We start from the raw sequence: 21,837 nt of genomic DNA on the forward strand, positions 1-21,837 counted from the left end.
GGTCTGGCTGTTTTGTGCCTGGCGCAACGAATCGGATATGTCGCAGCGGCAGCTGGATATCCTACAGTCCGCCCATCAGCGAGGGAGCGTCGCATGCCTCTCTATATCAAGGACAATGAGACAGCGCGGCTCGTCGCGGAACTCGCGGCGGAACGCGGCATCACTAAACAGGCGGCGGTACGGCTTGCGGTTAAGGCCGAGTTGTCGCGGACGGCTGCAAGCTTGCCGTTGCGGCAGCGGATGTCGGTCTGGCGCGCCCAGCACCCACTGCCTGCAGCGACAGGCGACAGAGCCGATAAGGCGTTTTTCGACAGCTTGGACGGCGAGGGAGAATGATCTTCGTCGATGCCTCGGCCATGATCGCGCTGATCATAGGAGAGGCTGACGCCGACGATCTGGTAGACCGGCTGGCGCGTGATCCGCAACGCAGCTGCTCAGCTCTTTCGGTTTGGGAAACCGTGGCAGGTCTTTGCCGCAGCCATGGCCTGGCGGTTCCGGCGGCCGATAGGCTTGTGCGCAGCTTTCTGGACTTCAACGATATCGCGTTCATCGACATGGGCGAGACCCAATACGGTGCAGCCATTCAAGCATATGCCCGCTTCGGCAAAGGACGTCACCCGGCCGGCCTTAATATGGGTGATTGCTTCGCCTATGCCTGCGCCAAAACACAAGGCGCCACATTGCTGTTCAAAGGTGATGACTTCCCACAGACCGATATCCAGGCGGCCTAAGGGGACGCCGCACCGGACTGGGTCGACTGTTTCGCAACCGCCTCGGCCATGGCTTGCAGTTTCGCGAGCTTGGCGTCGTAGCGGATGGCGAGAGCCCGGCCCCAGGCATCGGCAGCGGCCGATGCATCGCCAAGATTGGCTTCCAGATTGCCCAATAGAACGAATCCTTGCCGCGCCTGATCGCTTTTCGGGTCGAGCGTCGCGATCTTGGCCTGCAGCATGCCGAGCATGGCGCGGTCCTGCATCATCTGCGCCTGAGCCGCTTGAATACGGGGCGCCAGCGGCGCCGCCGGCAGCAGCGGCGCACCCTGCGGCAGATAAAGCGCCAGGGCCAAAATCGGGATCACCAGGACCAGCATCGCCAAGCGGCAACTGAACCCGGATCGGCCCGTGATCGTCTCCTCCGCCAGGCCGCCGGCGGCGAGCAGGCGCCGCTCGATCTCCAGCTTGGCTTCCGCCTGTTCGCGCGGCTGAAAGCGTCCCCGCGCGCCGTCCTCGGCCACATCCTTCAACTGTGCGCGATACAGGGCGAGCGCGCTTTCCCGCCGGCCAAGCATGACCGTGCCGCGCTGCGCCCAGATGACCGGTGACAGGATGATGAGCGACAGGATCGCAAACCCGAGCCAGATCATGAGCGGAGCAATGCCTCAAGCCGCGCCTTTTCGGCGGGCGACAGTGGTGCCGGGGCAATCGTCGCGGCTTCCCGCCGCTGCCGACGGAAGGCCAGCAAGGCGATCATCGCCCCCAGCAATAGCGCGATGACCGGACTGCCCCACAGCAGCACCGTCAGCGGTTCGAACGGCGGCTCCAGCAGAATGAAGCTGCCGTACCGCTGCACCATATAGGCGGTGATTTGCTTGTCCGTGCGCCCAGCCACCACCTGCTGGCGGATGATGGCGCGGATATCCCGCGCCAATCCAGCGTCGCTCGCTTCGATGCTTTCGTTCTGGCAGACGAGGCAGCGCAGATGACTGCCGATCGCTTCGGCCCGCGCCTCCATGGCCGGGTTGGAGAGAAGCTCGCTCGGGTCGCTGACCGCAAAAGCGGGCGCGACCTGAAGCAGCAGCGTCAGCAGCCCAGCGGCGAGGCGCAGGCGCTTCACGCGCCGATCCGGCGCAGCAAAGGGGTCAAATCCTCGTCGACCACCCTCTGTGTCAGCGCACCGGCAAAGCGCCAGTGAACGAGGCCGGCCGCGTCTATCAGATAGGTTTCCGGCACGCCATAGACGCCCCAATCGATTGCGACGCGCCCCGGCTGGTCCACTGCAATACGGGCGTAAGGATTGCCGTTCTGGCTGAGGAATCGCTGGGTATCGGCCTGCTTGTCCTTGTAGGTGATGCCCCAGATCGGCAAGCCGTTTTTGGCAAGCTTGTTGAGCATGGGGGCGTCTTCCAGGCAGGGCACGCACCAGGAGGCGAAGAAGTTCACCAGCATCGGGCGACCCGGATTCTGCAATTCCGCCCCCGTCATCGCGACGCCGCCGTCCAGGCCCGGCAGCGAGAAATCCGGCACTTTTTTGCCGATGAGCTGGCTCGGCAGGCTATGCGGATCGAAATTGCCGCCGGCCATCCGTCGCAGCATCAGCGCCCAGCCACCGCCGACCAAGGCCAGCACCGCCAAAGGCGCGCCGAGCAGAAGGCGTCGCCCAAGAACAGATTTTTGAGGGACCTGCGCGCTCATTCCGCGGCGACCTTCATATCGGCGGCGCGTCGTCGTGCGAGCCGGACCGGTGCGCCGATGCGCAAGCGGCGGTCGGACAGGGACAAAGCGCCGCCGAATGCCATGATGAGCGCGCCGAACCAGATCCAGGGTGCCAGCGGGTTGACGTGGATCCGCAGCACGATGCCACCGTCACGCTCGTCACCCAGCGCTGCGTAGAGGTCGCGAAAGCCATTGGTCCGAATGGCGACATCGGTCGTGGTCTGCTGCTGCAACGGGAAGGTGCGGCGCGCGGGATACATCGTCGCTATCGCCTGACCGGTGCGGGCGTCGGTCACGGCAAGCGTCGCGATGCGGGCGGTGAAGTCGCTGCCGGCCCCGCTGGTCAGTGAGACCAGCCGCCAGTCATAATTGCCGACCTTGGTCGTATCGCCGGGATGCAGCAGAACGATGCTGTGACTGGCGAGCGTCATGCCGACCATGCCGGCGACCGCGACGCCCAATCCCGCATGAGCGACGGCCGCGCCGTAGCTCGCCCGCGGCAGACCGCGCAGCCGCGCCCAGGCTGTGCCGATGGGCTGGCGGAACAGCTGCGAGCGCTCGACGATTTCGGCGAGCGCCGACAGCACCATCCACAGCGCCGCGCCAAAGCCGACGGCCGCCCAGCCGAGGCGGCCGTAGAAGCCGACCAGCACGACGATCAGAGACGCGAGCGCCGCCCACCAAAGTCGCAATAAGGCGGGTGCGACCGCCGCGCGTTTCCACGACAAAACGGGGCCCAGGCCCATCGCCGCCATCAGCGGGGCGGCCAGCGGCACCACGGTCGAAATGAAGAAGGGCGGCCCGACGCTGATCTGCTGATCGAAGATCAGCTGCACGAAGGGCGGATACATGGTCCCGGCCAGGACCACCGCCATGATGGAGCAGAGCAGGATATTGTTCAGCACCAGCGCGCCTTCGCGCGACAGCGGTGCGAATAGCCCGGCCGGCTGCAACACCGGCGCGCGCCAGGCGAACAGCAGCAGCGACCCGCCGATGACGAGGCCGAGCAGCGCCAGGATGAACACACCGCGCGTCGGGTCATTGGCGAAGGCATGGACGGAATTGAGCAGACCGGATCGCACCATGAAAGTGCCGGCGAGGCTGAGGGAGAAGGTCGTGATCGCGAGCAGCACGGACCAGATCTTCAGCGCCTCCCGCTTCTCGACCACGATCGCGGAATGCAGCAGCGCCGTGCCGGTCAGCCAGGGGAGCAGAGAGGCATTCTCGACCGGGTCCCAGAACCAATAGCCGCCCCAGCCGAGCTCGTAATAGCTCCACCAGGAACCGAGCGCTATGCCGCTCGTCAGCAGGCACCAGGCGCCCAGCGTCCAGGGGCGGACCCAGCGACCCCAGGCGGCATCGACCCGGCCTTCAAGCAGGGAGGCAACGGCAAAGGCGAAGGCGACCGCGAAGCCGACATAGCCGCTGTAGAGAATGGGCGGATGGAAGGCGAGGCCAGGGTCTTGCAGCAGCGGATTGACGCCCTGCCCTTCCGATGGCGGCGGCCAGATGCGGCCCAGCGGGTCGGAGACGGTCAGCGTAAACAGAAGAAAGCCGCAGGAGACCAGGCCCAGGACGCCGATGACGCGAGCGCGGAGCGCGGACGGAAGATTGCGCCCGAAAACGGCGACCGCCGCCCCGCAGAACGAAAGAATAAGGCACCAGAGGAGAATGGACCCCTCATGATTACCCCAGGCGCCGGTGATTTTGTACAGCAGCGGCGTCCGCGCGCTGGAATATTCCGCGACATTGATGACGGAAAAATCCGAAACGATGCCCGACCAGACCAGGGCCAGAAAGGCGAAACCCACGGCCATCGCTTGAGAGAGCGCCAGGGCCGGCGCGGCCGCGATGAAACGCGCGTCGCCGCGATGCGCGCCCCAGATGGAGATGATCGCTTGTGATAGCGCAATCACGACAGCCAGAGCGATGGCGAAATGGCCGAGTTCAGGGATCATCGCGCTATCGCCTCAACCACCGGCGGCCTTGGTCGCGGCAGTCCGCTCCAGGCTGCCGTTAAAGGCAGCCGCCGGCGGCGGCTGGCCGGTGGCTGGATTCCACAGCCCGTCCTTTTTCAAAGCGGCCTCCACATCCGGTGGCATATAGCTCGCGCTATGCTTGGCCAGAACCTCGCTCGCGCGGAAGGTGCCGTCCGGCGTCATGGCGCCGACGGCGACGATGCCTTGGCCCTCCCGGAACAGATCCGGCAAGGGACCGGCGAATTCGGCCAGGACGATATGGCCGGCGCCGTCGGTGACGCCGAAGACGACACCGGGCTGTCCGTCGATCGTCCTGTCATGCAGCGTATTCTGTGCGACCAGCCCACCCAGACGAAAAACCCGACCCGGCGCGGGGTGCTTGGCCAGCACCGCGCCCGGCAGCATGAAATAGACGATATCGCCTGAAAAGGCGGAGAGCGTCAGTGCGGTGGCACTGCCGAAAGCGACAAGGCAGACGCCGACAAGCCAAAGCCGGCGGCGCTTGCGCGTCATCATCGGGCGCGACGCCTGGCGGCGCGGGGGGATGCGGCCTCCACGGCGGCCAAGCGCCGGCGGGCGCTACCGTGGCGCATCCAGGCGCCGACCCCCAGGCCCAGCATGGCGACAAGGACAATGGCGTAGGAGGCGATGATATAGGGTGCGTCGGTCAAGCGGCTCTCTCCTCGGCCGAGCGGGCGCGGGCCGAGAGCAGGCTGCGAATGCGCCGCTCCATCACCGCCGCACGCAGGCGCGCGATGACGATCGCCGCGAATAGCAGCGTGAAGCCGAGCGCTGAAACCAGCAGCGGGTCCAGCATGGCGGCCGGCATCGTCGTCTGGCTAAAAATATGGATGCTGTCGGGCTGGTGCAGCGTATTCCACCAATCGACGCTGAACTTGATGATCGGCAGATTGACGAGCCCGACCAAGGCCAGGATGGAGGCCGCGCGAAAACCGCGCTGCTCATTATCGAAGGCCCGGATCAGTGCGATATGGCCCAGATACAGAAAAAACAGCACGAGAACGGAGGTCAGCCGCGCATCCCAGACCCACCAGGCGCCCCAAGTCGGCTTGCCCCACAGACTGCCGGTGATGAGGCAGACCGCTGTGAACACCGCGCCGACCGGACCGATCTCCATGGCTGCCAGATCCGCCAGCGGATGGCGCCAGACGATGGAGAGCAAGCCGCATAGGCCCAAGGACGCATAGCCCATGGAGGCGAGCCAGGCCGAGGGCACATGCACATACATGATGCGCACCGTATCGCCCTGCTGCCAGTCCGGCGGCGAAAAAAAGAACCCCCAGACCAGACCGACCGCTGTGACCAGAATGGCGACAGGGACCAGCCAAGGCAGTACACGACCGGAGAGCCTTAGGAATTGCCCGGGATTGGCGAAACGGTGCAGGCTGCCCCCCGCAGGCGTCCTGGGCAGCGATGTGCTGAAAGCGTCCACGGACCTCTCCATAGCGAAGGCAAGCCTGGGTTTGAAGGCACAATCACCTCGTCTACACTGGCATGCGTTACACAGGAGACGGACCAGACCATGCTTTTTGCCATTAACAATCTCGACAAGCCCGATAGCTTCGCTCTGCGTGCCGCAACGCGGGAGACGCATCTGGCCTATCTCGACGGCTTTCTGTCCCAACTCGTGATCGCGGGTCCGCTGTTGAACGCGGAAGGCCAGGCGATCGGCAGCCTTATCGTCATCGAAGCCGACAATCAGGCGGCGGCGGAAGCCATCGCAGCCCAGGACCCCTATGCGATCGCGGGGCTGTTCCAGATCGTCACCGTGACCCCCTATCGGGCGGTCTACAAAGATCGTGCGCGGCTCGGTTAGACCAAAGCCATGACCGCTTATTGGCTGATCAAAAGCGAACCTGATGCCTTCAGCTGGGACCAGCAGGTGGTGAACCGAGTCGAACCTTGGACCGGTGTGCGCAGTCATCAGGCCCGCAATAATCTGAAAGCCATGAAGACAGGCGATTTCGCCTTCTTCTACCACTCGAATATTGGCCGCGAGATCGTTGGAATCGTGCGGATCGCCCGCGAATACTATCCGGACGCGACGGCCGAGTCCGGCGATTGGGTCGCGGTCGATATGGAGGCCGTCGGGCCGATGCCGCATCCGGTGACGCTCGCCACCATCAAGGCCGACCCGGCTTTGGCCGACCTCGCCCTAGTCCGCCTCTCCCGCCTGTCGGTGGCGCCCGTCAGCCCCGAACATTGGGCCTATATCTGCAAATTGGGCGGCTGGAAGGGGTGACAATTTGGCGTCACCGAGCGCCCGGCTTGACGCCATCGCCTCACGAAGATTGACTCGGCGTTACACACCGGGCTAACCCCCCGCCGCATTACAGCGCCGTCGTCGGCCGATCATCCTGGCGTAAGCTGATCTCCGTCGGCCCCCTGCGGGGCCCACTCCTCAAGGACAGTCAATGGTCGTTCGCGCTTTCATCTTCCCCGGACAGGGAAGCCAGTTCGTGGGCATGGCTCAGGATCTGACCGCTGCCTTCACCACAGCGCGTGACGTGCTCGCCGAGGTCGATGAGACCCTGAAGCAGCGCCTCTCGAAGCTGATGTTCGAGGGACCGGCCGACGAGCTGACCATGACCGAGAATACCCAGCCGGCGCTGATGGCGATGTCGCTCGCTGTGCTGCGGGTGATCGAACAGGACGGCGGCGTGCAGCTGACCCAGGCGGCCGCGATGGTGGCCGGCCATTCGCTGGGCGAATACAGCGCCCTGGCGGCGGCCGGCGGCCTCTCCATCGCCGAGACCGCTCAGCTGCTGCGTCTGCGCGGCAGCGCCATGCAGCAGGCCGTGCCGCCCGGCGAAGGCGCCATGGCTGCCCTTCTCGGAACCGACCTCGATCAGGCGAACAGCATCTGTGCCGAAGCGGCGCTCGACCCCGAGACCGGCAAAAAGCAGGTCGTGCAGCCCGCCAATGACAATGGCGGCGGCCAGGTCGTGATTTCAGGCCACAAGGCCGCGGTCGAACGCGCGGTCGAAATCTCCAAAGCCCGCGGCATCAAGCGGGCCATGCTGCTGCCCGTCTCCGCGCCCTTCCATTGCGCGCTGATGGCCCCGGCGGCCGACGCCATGGCGGACGCGCTGGCGGCGGCGACGTTGAAGGCACCGGTCTTGCCCGTCATCTCCAATATCTCCGCCGATAAGGCGACCGATCCGGCCGAAATCCGCAAACTTCTGGTGGAACAGGTGACCGGCATGGTGCGCTGGCGCGAAAGCGTGCTCGCCATGGCCGAGATGGGCGTCACCCATTTCGTCGAGCTCGGCGCCGGCAAGGTTCTGGCCGGCCTGGTGCGGCGCATCCTGCCCGATGCGACCACGACCTCGATCGGCTCGCCAGCCGATATCGAAGCCTTCCTGAAGTCGCTCTGATAGCGCGGCCGAAAAAGTAAAACGGAGAAAAACCCGTGTTTGATCTGAGTGGAAAGACCGCGCTTGTCACCGGCGCCTCCGGCGGCATTGGCGGCGCCATTGCCCGTGCGATCCACGCCCAGGGCGGTTCGGTCGCGCTGTCCGGGACTCGCCGCGAGGCACTCGAATCCCTTGCCGCCGAGCTCGGCGAGCGGGTCGCCGTCTGCCCGGCCGACCTCCGCCAGGCTGATGCCGCCGATGCGCTGGTGACAGCGGCTGAGGGCGCGCTCGGGCCGCTATCGATCCTCGTCAATAATGCCGGCTTTACCCGCGATATGCTGGCGCTGCGCATGCAGGACGCCGACTGGCAAAGCGTGCTGGACGTCGATCTGTCTGCCCCCTTCCGCCTGATTCGCACGACCTTGCGCGGCATGCTGAAGCGCCGGGCCGGGCGCATCATCAATATCGCCAGCATCGTCGGCGTGACCGGCAATGCCGGCCAGGCCAATTATTCCGCCGCCAAGGCCGGCATGATCGGTATGACCAAATCCTTGGCCCAGGAAGTCGGCAGTCGCGGCGTGACGGTGAATGTCATCGCGCCCGGCTTCGTGCAGACGGCGATGACCGATGTGCTGAACGATGACCAGAAGTCGAAGCTGCTTGGCTCCATCCCGCTCGGCCGCATGGGCCGGCCCGAGGATATCGCGGCCGCCGCCGTCTATCTTTCGTCCGAGGAAGCCGCCTGGGTCACCGGCGCCACGCTTCATGTCAACGGCGGAATGGCTATGATCTAGGGCGTTTCAACCCTTGCACGACGGGACAAGTTTCCCGTAACGCGTTGCCAATCCCGCCAGACTGCGGATACTTGACGCAGTGCAGTTGGCGGGTTCCGCAAAACCATGCTAAGCGCGCCGCAATCCGGGCTATAACCCTCGGGCCGGCGCGGATTATACGCCAGGCGCCCGGGCGGGCCCGGGCGGTATCGAAACCACTAGCCGTCACGCAGGAGTATCGAGGTCCATGAGCGAAGTCGCCGACAAGGTGAAGAAGATCGTTGTGGAGCATTTGGGCGTGGAGGAGTCGAAGGTGACTCCCGAGGCCTCCTTCATTGACGATCTCGGCGCCGACAGCCTCGACACGGTCGAGCTTGTGATGGCTTTTGAGGAAGCCTTCAGCGTTGAGATCCCCGAAGACGCCGCTGAGAAAATCAGCACCGTCAAGGACGCGATCGACTACATTGAGAAGCAGAAGGCCGCCTAAGGGCGCGCTAGCTACTATGACAGGTTTACGAACCACCGAGTTGCGGCGGGTCGTCGTCACGGGCATGGGCATCGCATCCCCCTTGGGGATCGGTGTCCCGCACGTTTGGCGCCGGCTGATCGAAGGCCAGTCCGGCCTCGGCGCAATCCAATCCTTCGACACCAGCGATTTGCCGGCGAAGGTTGCGGGTGAGGTCCCTATCGGCAAAAAGGCCGATGGTGCCCTTGATCTGGCCGAATGGATTCCGGTCAAAGACGTCAAGAAAATGGATCGCTTCATCCATCTTGGCATGGTCGCGGCCATCGAGGCCGTGGAGGATTCCGGCTGGGTGCCGCAGACCGACGAGGACGCCTGGGGGACCGGGGTCATGATCGGGTCCGGCATCGGCGGTCTGCAGTCGATCTATGAAGCCTCCGTGCAGGTCCATGAAGGCAAGGTGCGGCGGCTGTCGCCGTTCTTCATCCCCTCCGCCCTGATCAACCTCGTCTCGGGTCACGTCTCGATCCGTTACGGGTTCAAGGGACCCAACCACTCCGCCGTCACCGCCTGCGCCACCGGCGTTCACGCCATCGGCGACGCGGCCCGATTGATTTCGCTTGGCGATGCCGATGTGATGGTGGCCGGCGGTGCCGAAGCGGCTGTTTGCGCCTTGGGCATCGGCGGCTTCTGCGCCTCGCGCGCATTGTCCACCGGCTTCAATGACGAGCCGACCCGCGCCTCCCGTCCCTGGGACAAGGATCGCGACGGCTTCGTCATGGGGGAAGGTGCCGGCGTTCTCGTGCTCGAAGAATACGAGCACGCGAAGAAGCGTGGCGCGAAGATCTATGCCGAAATCGGGGGCTACGGCCTCTCCGGTGACGCGCATCATATCACGGCTCCGGCCGAGGGGCATGATGGTGCGTTCCGGGCGATGAAGGCGGCGCTGCGCAACGGCCAGGTCGATCCGTCGGAAATCCAATACGTCAATGCCCACGGCACATCGACGCCGCTGGGCGATGATCTGGAATTGGAAGCGGTCGAGCGGTTCTTCGGCGACCATGCCAAGACCATCGCCATGTCCTCCACCAAGTCGGCGACCGGACATCTTCTGGGCGCGGCCGGCGCGATCGAGGCGGTTTTCTCGATCCTTGCCATCCGCGACAACGTGGCCCCGCCGACCTTGAACCTGGAAGAGCCGAGCCGCGCGAGCGTCATCGATCGCGTCGCCAAGGTCGCCCAGGAACGGCCGATCAAGGTCGCGCTGTCGAACAGCTTCGGCTTCGGCGGCACGAACGCGAGCATTATTTTCCGCGAGGTCGTCTGAGCGTCGAGTGAAGGCTCTGCCGCTCATCTCTCGTCTCTCGCGGTGGCTTTTGCCGCTGATTGCCCTGCTCGTCATCGCGCAAGCAGGGCGGAGTTATATCGGCCAGGTCTGGAACGGACCTGGCCCCCTCTCCCAAAACACAGCCTTTGTGGTGCCGCACGGCAGGACCGAGATCGTCGGCCGCGCGCTGCGCGGTGCTGGTATCATCGACGGCGTCCTGGCCTTTCGCGTCGCGGAAAACCTGACCGATGACGACGGCGCTTTGCATGCCGGCGAATTCGCCTTTCCCGCCCATGCGAGCCTCGCCGACGTCTTTCGCATCCTGCGCCACGGCAAACAGGTCGAGCACCATCTGACGATCCCCGAAGGACTGACGGCCCAGGGCATCGCGGCCCTGATCAATCAGGCGCCGGCCATGACCGGCCAGGTTAAGGTGGCTTCAGAAGGCGCTATCCTGCCCAATACCTATGACTATCTGTATGGCACGCCCCGCACATTGCTGCTGAAACGGGCGGAGCGGGCGCTGGATGTGGCGCTGGCTGCGGCCTGGCCGAACCGGGCAGCCAATCTGCCCCTCTCTTCCCCCGAAGACGCGGTGACGCTGGCGAGCATCGTGGAACGCGAGACCGCGAAGCCCGACGAGCGTCCGATGGTCGCGGCCGTCTATCTCAACCGCCTCCGCCTCGGCATGAAGCTGCAGGCGGACCCGACCGTGATCTTCGGGCTGTCGGGCGGGCTTGGCACCATGGACCGGCCGCTGGCCCATGCCGACCTGCTGACGCCCTCGGCCTATAATACCTACCTCAATACCGGCCTGCCGCCGGGGCCGATTGCGGCACCGGGGATCGCCGCCATCCTGGCCGTGCTGCATCCGGCCGATACGGACGCGCTTTATTTTGTGGCGGATGGCAGCGGCGGCCATGTCTTCAGCCATAGCTACAAGGATCAGGTGCGCAATGTGGCCAGGCTGCGCGCACTCGACGCGGACCGGCAGGACGCCGTCGAGCGTAACTAGACGTTGTCAGGATTTTGCCAGAACCTGACAGTCACCGGCCGCTATTTCGGGACCAGTGTCTGACTGCCGCCCGGACTGCCGGCGGGTGGAATAACCGGCGTTCTGGTCGGTACCTTGGGCTTGATGACCGGCATCCGGCTAATACCGGTGGGCGGGGTAATGACCCCGTTATGCGGCGTCTGATGGGATAAAGCGGGTGGCGTCTGCACCGGGCTGGCCGGTCCTGGGGTCTGCGGCCCGGTCGGCACCATTGCCGCGACGGCCGCGGTCGGAATGCCGACCGCGGCCAGAAGCACGAGGCAGGCGATGCGACGCCCGGTCGGCGCCGCCGATGAGGACCGCCGCCCGTAAAATCTCCGACCTTTACTGTGTTTCATCGCCACGCCTCCCTCTGGGGATGCTCCAAACATGGGGCCGGGAGAATATCCTTGCAGGCCAATGGTCTTCACGAAGTCCGGACGACCTTCGCCTTCATCGGACAGCATATTGACCGCAAGGGCCGCGACGGGAATGCTATCAGTGGTTGCCGTCCGCTGCCGGCCCTTCTGGTCCGATTCGGGGTTTGGTGACGACGCGCCCAGGAGAGCATTGAGCGGATGAGACTTTTTGTCGCTCTCGACCTGCCCTGGCCCTTGCGCGAAAGGCTGTCGCAATTCGCCTTCGGGCTCGCTGGTGCCCGCTGGGTGCCACCCGAAAACATGCACCTCACGCTACGCTTCATCGGCGAGGTTCCGAATTGGCGGGCCGAGGAGATCGACCTCGCGCTGCATGCCATCAAAGCCCGGGTCTTCCCGCTGGTGCTGACCGGGGTCGGGGTCTTCGAAAAAGCCGGACGAGTGACCGCCCTTTGGGCCGGCATCGAACGCTCCCCCCAGCTCGACCATCTGCAGACGAAGGTCGAGACGGCGCTGCAACGGGCGGGGCTGGAGCCTGAGCGGCGGCGCTTCACGCCCCATGTCACGCTGGCAAGGCTTGATCAGCCGGCGAACGAAAAGATTACGCGCTTCATGCAGGGCAATAATCTATTCCGTGCCGAGGCTTTTTCTGTCGAGCATTTCACCTTGTTCAGCTCGCAACTGGGCAAGGAAGGCTCAGTCTATACGGCAGAGAACGACTATCGCCTGTCCTGAAGGCTCGGCCCTCATCCTATTGATCACGCTTTCTGACGCTTGTGTAACAGGCATCACGCTGTCTAGAAGGTTTCATGGCTATCAGAGACTTCAGCCCTTTTGCATCATTGCTCTCCGCCTTCCCGGACGGACGCAAAATGCCTTTCGCCGGATGGTTTGATGAGCGGTAAGTCTCCTCGTGGTGGCTGGCTGCGCGGCGCGCGGTTGGGCCTGGCTAAACTCCCTAGTCTGCGCCTGGCCCGTGTGCCGGATGCGCCGACCTTGCCCGTGCGCGATCTATGGCCTGGCGATCCCAGCCTTGGCGCGCGCCTTTTAAAGGGCGAGCTGACCGTGGGTAATTCCGTGTTGCTTTTGCAACCGGGCGCCTGGGCGGATAGTCGCGGATCGGTGCCGTTGCGCGCGGCCGCCCATACTTTCACCTGGCTGCGCGACCTGCGTGCGCTCGGCACGGATGCCGCCCGGCAACGCGCCCGTAGCCTGGTTTCCGAATGGATTTCAGCCGCGCATAGCGACCCGGTCGCGTCGCGCCCCGATGTCGCCGGTGCGCGAATCGCGTCCTGGCTTGGGCATTACGATTTCTTCGCGGCGAGCGCGGATGACGCATTTCGCCAAAAGTTGATGGGACGTCTGGTCGCCGATGCGCGGGCACTCTCAGCCGCTCTGCCGGCCGAGGAAGGCCAGGCGCGGGCGTTGACTGCGCTGAAGGGTTTGGTCGCGGCTGCCGTTGCCCTGCCGGATCAAAACTCCTTCCTCAGCCGGGCGCTGCGTTTCCTGCCTGCGGAATTGTCCCGCCAGATTTTGCCCGACGGCAGCCAGATCGAGCGCAGCCCGGCGACGCATCTGGCGGCGCTGCAGGACCTGACCGAGGTGCGCGCGCTGCTGCAGGCGGCCCAGGCCCCGCCGCCGCCGGCACTCGGGCCGTCCATCGAAAAGCTCGCAACCGCGCTCAGGATGTTGCGGCATGGCGATGGCGGGTTGGCGCTGTTCAACGGCACCAAGGAAGAAACGTCGAGCCTGGTCGATCTCGTGCTCACCCAGGCCGGGCGGCCGACGCGCGCGCCCAGTCAGCTGGTCGATGGCGGTTTTCATCGGCTGCAGGCCGGGCGCAGCGTTCTGATCATGGATACCGGCGCGCCGCCCCCGGCGGGCCTGGATATGAACGCTCATGCCGGCACGCTCTCCTTCGAGCTTTCGGTCGGGCGTGACCGATTGATCGTGAATTGCGGCTCGGCGCCGGCAGCGATGAGCGAATGGCGCGATGCGCTGCGCGCCACGGCCGCGCATTCGACGCTGGTCATTGCCGATACCAGCTCGTCCGAGGTCAAGGCCGACGGTTTCGGCACGCGTCGACCGGATAAGGTCGAAGCTCAGCGCCAGGAGGCGAATGGCGCGCATTGGCTGGAAGCGAGCCATGACGGCTGGCTGAAGACGCTTGGGGCCATCCATCGTCGCCGTCTCTATATGGCGGAAAGCGGCGAGGATATTCGTGGCGAGGATGCGGTGGAGGCAGAGACGCCGCGGCATTTCACGCTCAGATTCCATCTCCATCCGTCGGTTCAGGCCAGCATCCAGGGTGACGGCGAGGCGGTGCTGATGCGCCTGCCAAGCGGCCAAAGCTGGCGCTTCCGCGCCGAGGGCGCGGTGATGGCTCTGGAAGAAAGCATCTATATGGGCGGCACCGAGCCCAAGCGTACCGAGCAGATCGTCATGAGCGGCGATGAGGCCAGCGCGCAGCAGATCAAATGGGCGATCAGCAAGGTCGGCTGATCGCCGCTGGTCATCCGGTTCCGCGCCCGTGAAAATCATCGAGCTGACCAATACCGACTTCGCGATGCGCCATTTCCTGGCGCCGCTGCTGCGGGAGGGTCGTGCCCGCGGGCATGAGATGGTGGGCGCCTGTCCGGACGGGCCCCTGCTCGTGCCCTTGCGGGCCGAAGGGTTCCGCATCACGCCGCTGCCGCTGAAGCGAAGCGCGTCGCCCATCGCGCAGTTGCAGGGATTTGCGGCCCTCGTCTCCCTGCTGCGCGCGGAGAAGCCTGATCTGGTTCATGCCCATATGCCGCTGTCGGGCTTCTGGGGACGGATGGCGGCCCGCGCCGCCGGCGTGCCGCACATCGCCTATACCTGCCACGGCTTCCTGTTCAATCAGCCCAGCCCCTGGCCGCGCCGGGCTGCGTCCTTCGGCATGGAATGGACCGCCGGCAAGATCACAGACCTCTATCTGACCGTTTCGCAGGAAGAAGCGCGGGACGCGCGGCGATTAGGGATTGCGCGCAAGCCGATCGCCATCGGCAATGGCCGCTCGCCCGCGATTTTTCACCCGAACCCCGTCGCGCGCGCGCGCATTCGGGACGGTCTCGGCGTGCCGGAAGACCGGGTCGTCATCGTCATCGTCTCCCGCCTCGTCCGCCACAAGGGCCATCCGGAATTGCTGGCGGCGATGGAAAGCGTCCCGAATGCGGAGCTGTGGGTGGTGGGCGAGCGCCTGCCATCCGACCATGGCGAGGATCTCGACACCTATTTCGCGCAATCGCGCTTGGGCGCGCGTCTGCGCCGGCTGGGCTACCGGGAGGATACGGCGGATGTGCTGGCCGCCGCCGATATTTTTGCCCTCCCGAGCCATTTCGAGGGCCTGCCGATGTCGGTGATCGAGGCCATGCTGACGGGTCTGCCTGTGGTCGCGACCGATATTCGTGGCCCGCGCGAACAGGTGGCGGAGGGCGAGACAGGTTTTCTGGTGCCGCCGCGAGAAACGGCGCCGCTGGCCGAGGCCCTGGGCAAACTGGTCGCTGATCCAGGTCTCCGCGCCAGCATGGGCGCCGCCGGCCTGGCCTATGCGCGCGACAATTTCGACGAAACGAAGATCATCGGCCGAACGCTGGATCTGCTGGAGGCGACGGCGGGTTGAACGTCGACGGGCGCCGAGCACAATCCACGCGAGGGATCATTTTTGGGAACCGGGCATGTGCTGACGCAGCACGTCATTGATGCGCGACTGCCACCCCTTACCCTCTTGTCGAAACGCCTCCAAAACATCCGCGTCCAGCCTTAGCGTCTGGTTGACCTTCTTATCAGCTTTCACTGGTCGACCGCCCTTATTGCGCAGCAGCTCTTGCGTTGCCTTTTCCCCGATCAAGGCTGGCAATACTTCCGAAGCCGGCCGCGCAAGTTTGAAATCCGCTAATGTCCATTCCGGGTTTTCAGCGTCGGCCCGCGATGCCTGCGCCTCAGTGATCTTCTTCGTCATATCGCTTTACCTCCTTCCTGTTCGCTTTCCTCAGGCTGATGACCCGCAGGTCCTCGCCGCGTGGGGTAACGACAATGCAGTAAAGCCGCCCCTCGATGGCCGCCCAAACCTGCACCCGCGTCTCGCCGTATTCCTTGCGGTCATCGACGATAAGCCGGGCGGTGTTCCAGTCGATCTCCGAAGCCAGCTCAAACGAAATACCGCGCTCGGCTAAATTCTTCGCGCTTTTCTTCGGATCGAAGACAATTGCCATGTGAGTTATCGCTACAGCAAAAACCCATCAAGGTCAAAACATTGATGTGGGCTGGAGCGAGTATCACTCAGCATTTTCGATAGGCGGATGATGGGAACCCGTCCGCATCACTTAGCCATAACACGCGATAGGTTCTGGCCCGCGCAACTTCCATCTGCCGCACTCTGGACTGAGACGCCCCCGCGGCCCTATCTGCCTGCTTCAGTTGCCGGAGATTATCCTTCATGTCCGATCAAGCCCTTATTCCCGTCCGCCGCGCCCTTATCTCGGTCTCCGACAAGACGGGGCTCATTCCTTTCGCCCAGGCGCTGGCCGCAGCGGGCGCCGAAATCCTCTCGACCGGCGGCACGGCAAAAGCCATTCGCGAAGCGGGCATTCCGGTGAAGGACGTCTCCGACCATACCGGCTTCCCTGAGATCATGGACGGGCGCGTGAAGACCTTGGTGCCGCAGATCCACGGCGGCATCCTCGCCCGCCGTGACCTGCCCGAGCATCTGGCCGCCATGGAAGAACACAAGATCGCGCCGATCGACCTCGTCTGCGTCAATCTCTATCCCTTCGAGGAGACGGTCGCCCGCCGCGCCGATGCCGAAACGACGATCGAGAATATCGATATCGGCGGCCCGGCCATGATCCGCGCCGCCGCCAAGAACCATGATTTCGTCGCGATCCTGACCGACCCCGCGCAATATGCCGAAATCGAAGCGGCGCTGGCCGAAGGCGGCACCGATATCGCGCAGCGCCGCCGCCTGGCGGGCGCGGCCTATGCCCGCACCGCCGCCTATGACGCGGCGATCGCGACCTGGTTCGCGGGTGAGCGCGGCGAGGCCTTCCCCGATCGTTTTGCGGTCAGCGGCCAGCGTCGCCAGCTGCTGCGCTATGGCGAGAACCCGCATCAATCAGCCGCCTTCTACGTCACGGACAGCCGTCCCGGTGTCGCGACCGCGCGCCAGGTGCAGGGCAAGGAACTTTCCTACAACAACCTCAACGATACCGACGCCGCTTTCGAATGCGTGGCCGAATTCGAGGAACCGACCGTCGTCATCGTCAAACATGCCAATCCTTGCGGCATCGCTTCCGGCGCATCGATGGCGGAAGCCTGGGACCGCGCGCTGGCCTGCGACCCGGTCAGCGCCTTCGGCGGCATCGTGGCCCTGAACCGCACGTTGGACGAGGCGACGGCGAAGCGCATTTCCGCGATCTTCACCGAGGTCATCGTCGCCCCCGATGCGACGCCCGAGGCCGAGGCCGTGCTATCGGCCAAGAAGAACCTCCGACTGCTGCTGACCGGCGGCCTGCCTGACCCGGCAGCGCGGATGGCCGCCTTCCGCTCGCTCGCCGGCGGCTTTCTGGTGCAGGACCGCGACGCCGGCCGCGTGACCGCCGCTGACCTTCGCGTTGTCACCAAGCGTGCGCCGACCGAACAGGAACTGACGGACTTGCTGTTTGCCTTCCGTGTCGCCAAGCACGTGAAATCCAACGCCATCATCTACGCCAAGGCGGGTGCGACGGTCGGCATCGGCGCCGGGCAGATGAGCCGCGTCGACAGCGCCCGCATCGCGGCCTGGAAGGCCGGCGAGGCCGCCAAGGCGGCCGGTCTGGCCGAGGCTTTGACCATCGGATCGGTCGCGGCCTCCGACGCCTTCTTCCCCTTCGCGGATGGGCTGGAGACGATCATCGCGGCCGGTGCCACGGCCGTCATTCAGCCTGGCGGGTCGATGCGCGACAATGAGGTGATCGCGGCGGCGGACGCAGCCGGCATCGCCATGGTACTGACCGGGATGCGCCACTTCCGGCACTAGAGTTTGTCTGATTTTAACTGAAGCTTGTGCCTAATATCGTCATGCCCGGCCCCAGAGCCGGGCATCCATTCGTTGGGGCGCCCAAGGACTGGATGACCGGGTCAAGCCCGGCCATGACGGGGCAAGGGGTCGTTTCCACGTAAACCTGACGGACTCTAAACCGTTCCCTCGCACCTGCCGGCGTAAGCCGGCGGGCAGGGACGATCAGTCCAGGTCTTCGGTGCTGCTGCTCCAGGTGGCACTCGAAATGCCGGGCATGGCTTCCAGCTTGGCCGTGACAGCGTCCAGGTCACCGACTTCGACCGCGGTCGAAACCAGGGTCGCCCGGACTTCCGACAGACCGTCCGGGCGGTCCATCAGGTCGATATCGCTGATCGGATAATGGGCGGCCTGCAGCAGGGCCATGACGGCCTTCCGGGCAGCGGCCGCCCCTTCCACCGTCGTCATGACGCTGATCTCGTAAATCGCTTCCGTGGCGCTGCCATGGACCGGCGCGCGGTTGATGCGGTTGACCAGCGGCTGCAGCAGCGTATTGGCAGCGACGACGAAAATCGTCAGCGCTGCCGCCTGGGCCCCGAGATTGGCGCCGGCACAGGCGCCGACAGCCGCCGAGCACCACAGGGTCGCCGCCGTATTCAGGCCGCGCACATTCAGCCCGTCCTTCATGATGACGCCGGCGCCGAGGAAACCGATGCCGGAAACGACATAGGAGACGACCTTCACGCCGCCATGGCCGCCGTCGAGATTCATCGCGAGATCGACGAATTCGCAGGCCCCGAGTGCGACCAGCACATTGGTGCGCAGACCCGCGCTGCGCTGCTTCCATTGCCGTTCAGCCCCGATGGCGGTGCCCAGCACGAAGGCCACCACGAGCCCGACAAGGGTGTTGAGGAAGTCCAGGCCATGGAAGGTTTGGAACATGAGCATGATCGCCCCTACCCGGAAACGCGGTCACAACCAAAGAGACGAATTACGAAGAAATCGAGACAATCGCGGATCGGCCATCGCCTCGATCAAAACCCGACATCGCATTTGCGAAGCAATCGCAAACTTCGCAGTCCTGCACTTGCGAATGAAAATGCGAGCAATTCTCATCATTACGAAACCGACTTGATCGTTACGATCCCAGACGTCAGAATTGCGCCCATGCGAAACTTCTCCGAACTTACTGAAAAAGAAATCCTCGCCCTCGCGATTGCGAATGAGGAGGAAGACGGCCGGATCTATCTCGACCTGAACGAAGGTCTGCGCGCCGATTATCCGGCGACAGCCCAAGTCCTGAAGGACATGGCGGAGGAGGAGAGCGAGCACCGCCGTTCCCTGCTCGATCTGTTTCAGGAGAAATTCGGCGACCATATTCCGCTGGTCCGGCGCCAGCATGTGCGCGGCTTCATGACGCGCAAACCGATCTGGCATCGGCAATCGGTCACGGTCGAAGCGGCCCGCGCCCTGATGCAGTCGATGGAGGCCGAGGCCGAACGCTTCTACAGCCGGGCGGCAGCACGCAGCCAGGATACCGCCATCCGCAAACTGCTCGGCGATCTGGCCTTGGCAGAAAGCGGGCATGAACATCGGCTGGACGAGTTGGTCGAAGCCAATCTCACGCAGCGGGAACGGGGCGCGGAGGCGGACGCCGCGCGTCGCAATCTGATGCTGCGCTATATCCAACCGGGTCTGGCCGGGCTGATGGATGGCTCGGTCTCCACCCTGGCGCCGCTATTCGCCTCGGCCTTCGCCACCGGCAGCAGCTGGCAAGCCTTTCTGGTCGGCATCTCCGCCTCGCTCGGCGCCGGCATTTCCATGGCCTTCGCGGAAGCGCTATCCGACAATGGCTCCCTCACCGGTCGCGGCTCGCCCATCGTGCGCGGTGTCACCTGCGGGCTGATGACGACGATCGGCGGGCTGGGTCACAGCCTGCCCTTCCTCATCCCCAATTTTCACCTCGCGCTGAGCATCGCCATCTGCGTCGTTCTGGTCGAACTCGCGGTGATCAGTTGGGTGCGTTGGAAGTTTATGGATACGCCGCCGGTTTCCGCGACCCTTCAGGTCGCCTTCGGCGGCGCGCTTGTCTTTGCAACCGGCGTGCTTATCGGAAATAGTTAAGCAAGATCGCACCGCAGGCGATGAGCGCGATCTGCACGGCGCAGGCGCCGCGATAAAGACTGAGCGCGCGGCGCAGGTCGGCGACGGTCGCATCCGGCCTGCCGTCGCCCATCCAGCCGTCCGCGACCAAAGTCTGCCCATAGACGCGGGGGCCAGCGAGCCGGATACCGAGCGCACCGGCCATGGCTGCTTCGGGCCAGCCGGCATTGGGGGAGCGGTGATGCCCCGCATCCCGCCAGACTGCCTGCGCGCCGGCTCGCCAGTCCAGCTTCTGGAACCGGGCAGCGATGAGGATGAACGCCGCCGCCAGCCGTGAGGCTGGCAGGTTGATGAGGTCGTCGAACCGCGCCGAAGCCCAGCCGAATGCGCCGTGCTTCTCCGTCCGATGACCGATCATACTGTCGGCGGTGTTCACGACCTTATAGCCGGCCATGCCGGCGAGCCCGAGCGCTGCCCCCCAGAAGCTGGGTGCGACCACACCATCGGAGAAATTCTCGGCAAGGCTTTCGATCGCCGCGCGGACAACCCCGGCCGCATCCAGATGCGCCGGATTGCGGCCGACGATCTGGGAAACGGCAAGACGGCCGCCGGCCAGCCCTTCGCGCTCCAAACCGTCAGCCACCGCCGCGACATGGGCATGCAGGCTGCGCTGGGCGAGCAGGCTGGAGCCGAACACAGCGAGCACGACGAGGCCGAGCCAGCGCCCGCAGGCAACGAGAAGAATGAAATCGAGGATCAGAATCGCGCCGAAAACCACGCCCAGCAGAAACAGCAGCGCGAAAGCGCCCCGGATACGGCGATGCAGGTCCGACAGTTCAGGCTTGTTCAGCTTGGCATCCAGCCAGCCGATCAGACCACCGATCCAGACGACGGGATGGCTGATCGCCTGGAAGACGAAGCGCGGATAGCCGATCCCTGCTTCGATCAGCAGCGCCAGCACGGCCACCAGGAAGGCAGAGCCCAGCATCAGCGGCCCAGCGCATCACGCAGCAGCGCGTCGATCTGGCCCGGATCATCCCAGATGAGACCGACACCGCCGATCGCAATGCCGCCACGCTCTGACGCCGGCAGGCGCGCGCGATCCTTCGGCGTCGTCAACAAGACAGCGCCTGCTGCCTCTGCCTGACGGCGAAGGCCAGACAATTCGGACGCCGTATAGGGGTGATGATCGGCAAAACTCTCGGTTGCGACAAGCTGAAGCCCGGCGGTGCGCAAGCCGGCGAAAAATTTCTCCGGCCGACCGATGCCGGCGAAGGCGAGATAGCGGCCCGATGGGTCCAAATGGCCGAGTTCAGGCATCAATTGCCCGCGCAGAACAGGTAATGCGGCCGGCAATTGGCGCAAAGCGCCTTGCTCATCCCGCCCGATCAGCACGGCCGCGCGGCAGCGGCTGACAGCCGCCGCCACCGGTTCCCGCAAAGGACCCGCCGGGAGAAGGAAAGCATTGCCGAAGCCGAAACCGCCGTCGATCACCAGCAGGCTGCAGGTTTTGACGAGGCCAGGATTTTGCAGCCCGTCATCCATGACGATGGCCCCGGCGCCGGCCGCAACGGCGGCACGGCCACCGGCCGCACGATCCGCCGCGACCCAGGTAGGTGCAGCCTCGGCCAGCAACAAAGCCTCGTCACCCACCAGCGCGGCGTCGTGCTGGGCAGCGTCCACGCGCAGTGGCCCCGGCGTCTTGCCGCCATAACCGCGCAGCAGCGCATGCGGTTTGGCGCCCATCGCCGTCAGCCGATGCAGAAGATCCAGCGCCAATGTGGTCTTGCCGGACCCGCCGACGGTCGCGTTGCCGCAGCAGAAGACCGGGACCGGCGCCTGCCAGCCGGGTTTCGCTACGCGCCGGGCGGTCAGCGATGCCGTGATCAGGCCAAAGGGTGCCAGCAGGGTCGCGGGCCAGCCGCCATCCGTCCAGAAGCCCGGCGCACGCATCGGC

General features: G+C 65.0%; 27 protein-coding genes. 14 read left to right on the forward strand and 13 right to left on the reverse strand.

The genetic code is table 11. The annotated features are described in order from the left end of the window. Positions 1 to 93: 93 nt before the first annotated feature. Positions 94 to 336, forward strand: a complete 243-nt coding sequence (locus ACELLULO517_RS02570) for a type II toxin-antitoxin system VapB family antitoxin (RefSeq protein WP_227305596.1) — start codon at positions 94 to 96, stop codon at positions 334 to 336. After that, on the forward strand, positions 333 to 731 hold the full coding sequence (locus ACELLULO517_RS02575; protein ID WP_227305598.1) for a type II toxin-antitoxin system VapC family toxin: 399 nt from the start codon (positions 333 to 335) through the stop codon (positions 729 to 731). The genes ACELLULO517_RS02570 and ACELLULO517_RS02575 overlap by 4 nt, the downstream gene beginning before the upstream one ends. On the opposite strand, the gene ccmI is transcribed toward ACELLULO517_RS02575, so the two are convergent. Genes ccmI through ACELLULO517_RS02610 form a run of 7 tightly spaced genes read right to left on the reverse strand, consistent with a single transcriptional unit; the run spans position 728 to position 5,864 of the window. Next, positions 728 to 1,363: a c-type cytochrome biogenesis protein CcmI gene (gene ccmI, locus ACELLULO517_RS02580; protein WP_227305600.1), complete on the reverse strand. Its 636-nt coding sequence runs from the start codon at positions 1,361 to 1,363 to the stop codon at positions 728 to 730. The genes ACELLULO517_RS02575 and ccmI overlap by 4 nt on opposite strands. Further along, positions 1,360 to 1,833, reverse strand: coding sequence for a cytochrome c-type biogenesis protein (locus ACELLULO517_RS02585; RefSeq protein WP_227305602.1), 474 nt, complete (start codon positions 1,831 to 1,833; stop codon positions 1,360 to 1,362). The genes ccmI and ACELLULO517_RS02585 overlap by 4 nt, the downstream gene beginning before the upstream one ends. Beyond that, positions 1,830 to 2,411: a DsbE family thiol:disulfide interchange protein gene (locus tag ACELLULO517_RS02590; RefSeq protein WP_227305604.1), complete on the reverse strand. Its 582-nt coding sequence runs from the start codon at positions 2,409 to 2,411 to the stop codon at positions 1,830 to 1,832. The genes ACELLULO517_RS02585 and ACELLULO517_RS02590 overlap by 4 nt, the downstream gene beginning before the upstream one ends. After that, entirely contained in the window at positions 2,408 to 4,390 is a 1,983-nt protein-coding gene (locus tag ACELLULO517_RS02595) for a heme lyase CcmF/NrfE family subunit (RefSeq protein ID WP_227305606.1), read from the reverse strand. The genes ACELLULO517_RS02590 and ACELLULO517_RS02595 overlap by 4 nt, the downstream gene beginning before the upstream one ends. A 12-nt stretch (positions 4,391 to 4,402) precedes the next feature. Then, complete coding sequence (gene ccmE / locus ACELLULO517_RS02600; protein WP_227306053.1) at positions 4,403 to 4,924, reverse strand: cytochrome c maturation protein CcmE; 522 nt, start codon at positions 4,922 to 4,924, stop codon at positions 4,403 to 4,405. Continuing rightward, positions 4,924 to 5,082, reverse strand: coding sequence for a heme exporter protein CcmD (locus ACELLULO517_RS02605; RefSeq protein WP_227305608.1), 159 nt, complete (start codon positions 5,080 to 5,082; stop codon positions 4,924 to 4,926). Before ACELLULO517_RS02605 ends, ccmE begins: the two co-directional genes overlap by 1 nt. Then, positions 5,079 to 5,864 carry a heme ABC transporter permease gene (locus ACELLULO517_RS02610; protein ID WP_227305610.1) on the reverse strand — a complete coding sequence of 262 codons (786 nt, stop codon included), beginning with the start codon at positions 5,862 to 5,864 and terminating at the stop codon, positions 5,079 to 5,081. The genes ACELLULO517_RS02605 and ACELLULO517_RS02610 overlap by 4 nt, the downstream gene beginning before the upstream one ends. Positions 5,865 to 5,954: 90 nt before the next feature. Here ACELLULO517_RS02610 and ACELLULO517_RS02615 point away from each other — a divergent pair, with 90 nt between their 5' ends. The 7 genes from ACELLULO517_RS02615 (at position 5,955) to mltG (ending at position 11,366) form a co-directional block, all read left to right on the forward strand. Beyond that, a complete protein-coding gene (locus ACELLULO517_RS02615) occupies positions 5,955 to 6,248 on the forward strand; it encodes a YciI family protein (protein ID WP_227305612.1) in 294 nt (97 codons plus the stop codon). A gap of 9 nt (positions 6,249 to 6,257) precedes the next feature. After that, positions 6,258 to 6,674 carry an EVE domain-containing protein gene (locus ACELLULO517_RS02620; protein WP_227305614.1) on the forward strand — a complete coding sequence of 139 codons (417 nt, stop codon included), beginning with the start codon at positions 6,258 to 6,260 and terminating at the stop codon, positions 6,672 to 6,674. A 172-nt stretch (positions 6,675 to 6,846) separates the two neighbouring features. Then, positions 6,847 to 7,809, forward strand: coding sequence for an ACP S-malonyltransferase (fabD, locus tag ACELLULO517_RS02625; RefSeq protein WP_227305616.1), 963 nt, complete (start codon positions 6,847 to 6,849; stop codon positions 7,807 to 7,809). A gap of 35 nt (positions 7,810 to 7,844) precedes the next feature. Further along, on the forward strand, positions 7,845 to 8,582 hold the full coding sequence (fabG, locus tag ACELLULO517_RS02630; protein ID WP_227305618.1) for a 3-oxoacyl-[acyl-carrier-protein] reductase: 738 nt from the start codon (positions 7,845 to 7,847) through the stop codon (positions 8,580 to 8,582). 226 nt (positions 8,583 to 8,808) lie between these two features. Then, the gene (locus ACELLULO517_RS02635) at positions 8,809 to 9,048 is read left to right on the forward strand and encodes an acyl carrier protein (protein WP_158804395.1); all 240 of its coding nucleotides are present in this window, start codon (positions 8,809 to 8,811) and stop codon (positions 9,046 to 9,048) included. A gap of 16 nt (positions 9,049 to 9,064) precedes the next feature. Continuing rightward, complete coding sequence (gene fabF, locus ACELLULO517_RS02640; protein ID WP_227305621.1) at positions 9,065 to 10,351, forward strand: beta-ketoacyl-ACP synthase II; 1,287 nt, start codon at positions 9,065 to 9,067, stop codon at positions 10,349 to 10,351. 7 nt (positions 10,352 to 10,358) lie between these two features. Continuing rightward, positions 10,359 to 11,366, forward strand: a complete 1,008-nt coding sequence (mltG, locus tag ACELLULO517_RS02645; protein WP_227305623.1) for an endolytic transglycosylase MltG — start codon at positions 10,359 to 10,361, stop codon at positions 11,364 to 11,366. Positions 11,367 to 11,407: 41 nt separating this feature from the next. Here the strand turns inward: mltG and ACELLULO517_RS02650 are convergent, their stop codons facing one another. Next, positions 11,408 to 11,743, reverse strand: coding sequence for a hypothetical protein (locus tag ACELLULO517_RS02650; RefSeq protein WP_227305625.1), 336 nt, complete (start codon positions 11,741 to 11,743; stop codon positions 11,408 to 11,410). 219 nt (positions 11,744 to 11,962) lie between these two features. On the opposite strand from ACELLULO517_RS02650, the gene thpR reads away from it, so the two are divergent. The 3 genes from thpR (at position 11,963) to ACELLULO517_RS02665 (ending at position 15,404) form a co-directional block, all read left to right on the forward strand. Beyond that, positions 11,963 to 12,496 (forward strand): RNA 2',3'-cyclic phosphodiesterase, encoded by a 534-nt coding sequence (thpR, locus tag ACELLULO517_RS02655; protein ID WP_227305627.1) that lies wholly within the window; start codon positions 11,963 to 11,965, stop codon positions 12,494 to 12,496. A gap of 159 nt (positions 12,497 to 12,655) precedes the next feature. Then, a complete protein-coding gene (locus tag ACELLULO517_RS02660; protein ID WP_227305629.1) occupies positions 12,656 to 14,263 on the forward strand; it encodes a heparinase II/III family protein in 1,608 nt (535 codons plus the stop codon). 28 nt (positions 14,264 to 14,291) lie between these two features. After that, positions 14,292 to 15,404, forward strand: coding sequence for a glycosyltransferase family 4 protein (locus ACELLULO517_RS02665; RefSeq protein ID WP_227305631.1), 1,113 nt, complete (start codon positions 14,292 to 14,294; stop codon positions 15,402 to 15,404). Between the two features lie 36 nt (positions 15,405 to 15,440). On the opposite strand, the gene ACELLULO517_RS02670 is transcribed toward ACELLULO517_RS02665, so the two are convergent. Both ACELLULO517_RS02670 and ACELLULO517_RS02675 read right to left on the reverse strand, forming a co-directional pair. Next, complete coding sequence (locus ACELLULO517_RS02670) at positions 15,441 to 15,743, reverse strand: BrnA antitoxin family protein (protein ID WP_227305633.1); 303 nt, start codon at positions 15,741 to 15,743, stop codon at positions 15,441 to 15,443. Further along, positions 15,724 to 15,996 carry a BrnT family toxin gene (locus ACELLULO517_RS02675; protein WP_227305636.1) on the reverse strand — a complete coding sequence of 91 codons (273 nt, stop codon included), beginning with the start codon at positions 15,994 to 15,996 and terminating at the stop codon, positions 15,724 to 15,726. The genes ACELLULO517_RS02670 and ACELLULO517_RS02675 overlap by 20 nt, the downstream gene beginning before the upstream one ends. Before the next feature lie 224 nt (positions 15,997 to 16,220). Between ACELLULO517_RS02675 and purH the strand changes: the two genes are divergently transcribed. Continuing rightward, positions 16,221 to 17,798 carry a bifunctional phosphoribosylaminoimidazolecarboxamide formyltransferase/IMP cyclohydrolase gene (purH, locus tag ACELLULO517_RS02680; protein ID WP_227305638.1) on the forward strand — a complete coding sequence of 526 codons (1,578 nt, stop codon included), beginning with the start codon at positions 16,221 to 16,223 and terminating at the stop codon, positions 17,796 to 17,798. Positions 17,799 to 18,002: 204 nt separating this feature from the next. Here purH and ACELLULO517_RS02685 read toward each other — a convergent pair whose 3' ends face one another. Continuing rightward, positions 18,003 to 18,725 (reverse strand): MgtC/SapB family protein, encoded by a 723-nt coding sequence (locus tag ACELLULO517_RS02685; RefSeq protein ID WP_227305640.1) that lies wholly within the window; start codon positions 18,723 to 18,725, stop codon positions 18,003 to 18,005. Positions 18,726 to 18,944: 219 nt separating this feature from the next. On the opposite strand from ACELLULO517_RS02685, the gene mbfA reads away from it, so the two are divergent. Continuing rightward, the gene (gene mbfA, locus ACELLULO517_RS02690; protein ID WP_227305642.1) at positions 18,945 to 19,901 is read left to right on the forward strand and encodes an iron exporter MbfA; all 957 of its coding nucleotides are present in this window, start codon (positions 18,945 to 18,947) and stop codon (positions 19,899 to 19,901) included. On the opposite strand, the gene cbiB is transcribed toward mbfA, so the two are convergent. Beyond that, positions 19,885 to 20,868 carry an adenosylcobinamide-phosphate synthase CbiB gene (gene cbiB / locus ACELLULO517_RS02695; protein ID WP_227305643.1) on the reverse strand — a complete coding sequence of 328 codons (984 nt, stop codon included), beginning with the start codon at positions 20,866 to 20,868 and terminating at the stop codon, positions 19,885 to 19,887. The genes mbfA and cbiB overlap by 17 nt on opposite strands. Continuing rightward, positions 20,868 to 21,833, reverse strand: coding sequence for a tetraacyldisaccharide 4'-kinase (lpxK, locus tag ACELLULO517_RS02700; protein WP_227305645.1), 966 nt, complete (start codon positions 21,831 to 21,833; stop codon positions 20,868 to 20,870). Before lpxK ends, cbiB begins: the two co-directional genes overlap by 1 nt. Positions 21,834 to 21,837 lie beyond the last annotated feature (4 nt).

Origin of the sequence: Acidisoma cellulosilyticum, assembly GCF_020621385.1 — a bacterium.
Taxonomy (GTDB): domain Bacteria; phylum Pseudomonadota; class Alphaproteobacteria; order Acetobacterales; family Acetobacteraceae; genus Acidisoma; species Acidisoma cellulosilyticum.

Bases quoted from the DNA above. Each gene is read 5' to 3' on its own strand.
- ACELLULO517_RS02570 (WP_227305596.1), top strand. From the start codon at position 94: ATGCCTCTCTATATCAAGGACAATGAGACAGCGCGGCTCGTCGCGGAA.
- ACELLULO517_RS02575 (WP_227305598.1), top strand. From the start codon at position 333: ATGATCTTCGTCGATGCCTCGGCCATGATCGCGCTGATCATAGGAGAG.
- ccmI (WP_227305600.1), bottom strand. From the start codon at position 1,363: ATGATCTGGCTCGGGTTTGCGATCCTGTCGCTCATCATCCTGTCACCG.
- ACELLULO517_RS02590 (WP_227305604.1), bottom strand. From the start codon at position 2,411: ATGAGCGCGCAGGTCCCTCAAAAATCTGTTCTTGGGCGACGCCTTCTG.
- ACELLULO517_RS02595 (WP_227305606.1), bottom strand. From the start codon at position 4,390: ATGATCCCTGAACTCGGCCATTTCGCCATCGCTCTGGCTGTCGTGATT.
- ccmE (WP_227306053.1), bottom strand. From the start codon at position 4,924: ATGACGCGCAAGCGCCGCCGGCTTTGGCTTGTCGGCGTCTGCCTTGTC.
- ACELLULO517_RS02615 (WP_227305612.1), top strand. From the start codon at position 5,955: ATGCTTTTTGCCATTAACAATCTCGACAAGCCCGATAGCTTCGCTCTG.
- ACELLULO517_RS02620 (WP_227305614.1), top strand. From the start codon at position 6,258: ATGACCGCTTATTGGCTGATCAAAAGCGAACCTGATGCCTTCAGCTGG.
- fabD (WP_227305616.1), top strand. From the start codon at position 6,847: ATGGTCGTTCGCGCTTTCATCTTCCCCGGACAGGGAAGCCAGTTCGTG.
- ACELLULO517_RS02635 (WP_158804395.1), top strand. From the start codon at position 8,809: ATGAGCGAAGTCGCCGACAAGGTGAAGAAGATCGTTGTGGAGCATTTG.
- fabF (WP_227305621.1), top strand. From the start codon at position 9,065: ATGACAGGTTTACGAACCACCGAGTTGCGGCGGGTCGTCGTCACGGGC.
- ACELLULO517_RS02650 (WP_227305625.1), bottom strand. From the start codon at position 11,743: ATGAAACACAGTAAAGGTCGGAGATTTTACGGGCGGCGGTCCTCATCG.
- thpR (WP_227305627.1), top strand. From the start codon at position 11,963: ATGAGACTTTTTGTCGCTCTCGACCTGCCCTGGCCCTTGCGCGAAAGG.
- ACELLULO517_RS02660 (WP_227305629.1), top strand. From the start codon at position 12,656: ATGAGCGGTAAGTCTCCTCGTGGTGGCTGGCTGCGCGGCGCGCGGTTG.
- ACELLULO517_RS02670 (WP_227305633.1), bottom strand. From the start codon at position 15,743: ATGACGAAGAAGATCACTGAGGCGCAGGCATCGCGGGCCGACGCTGAA.
- ACELLULO517_RS02675 (WP_227305636.1), bottom strand. From the start codon at position 15,996: ATGGCAATTGTCTTCGATCCGAAGAAAAGCGCGAAGAATTTAGCCGAG.
- purH (WP_227305638.1), top strand. From the start codon at position 16,221: ATGTCCGATCAAGCCCTTATTCCCGTCCGCCGCGCCCTTATCTCGGTC.
- ACELLULO517_RS02685 (WP_227305640.1), bottom strand. From the start codon at position 18,725: ATGCTCATGTTCCAAACCTTCCATGGCCTGGACTTCCTCAACACCCTT.
- mbfA (WP_227305642.1), top strand. From the start codon at position 18,945: ATGCGAAACTTCTCCGAACTTACTGAAAAAGAAATCCTCGCCCTCGCG.
- cbiB (WP_227305643.1), bottom strand. From the start codon at position 20,868: ATGCTGGGCTCTGCCTTCCTGGTGGCCGTGCTGGCGCTGCTGATCGAA.
- lpxK (WP_227305645.1), bottom strand. From the start codon at position 21,833: ATGCGTGCGCCGGGCTTCTGGACGGATGGCGGCTGGCCCGCGACCCTG.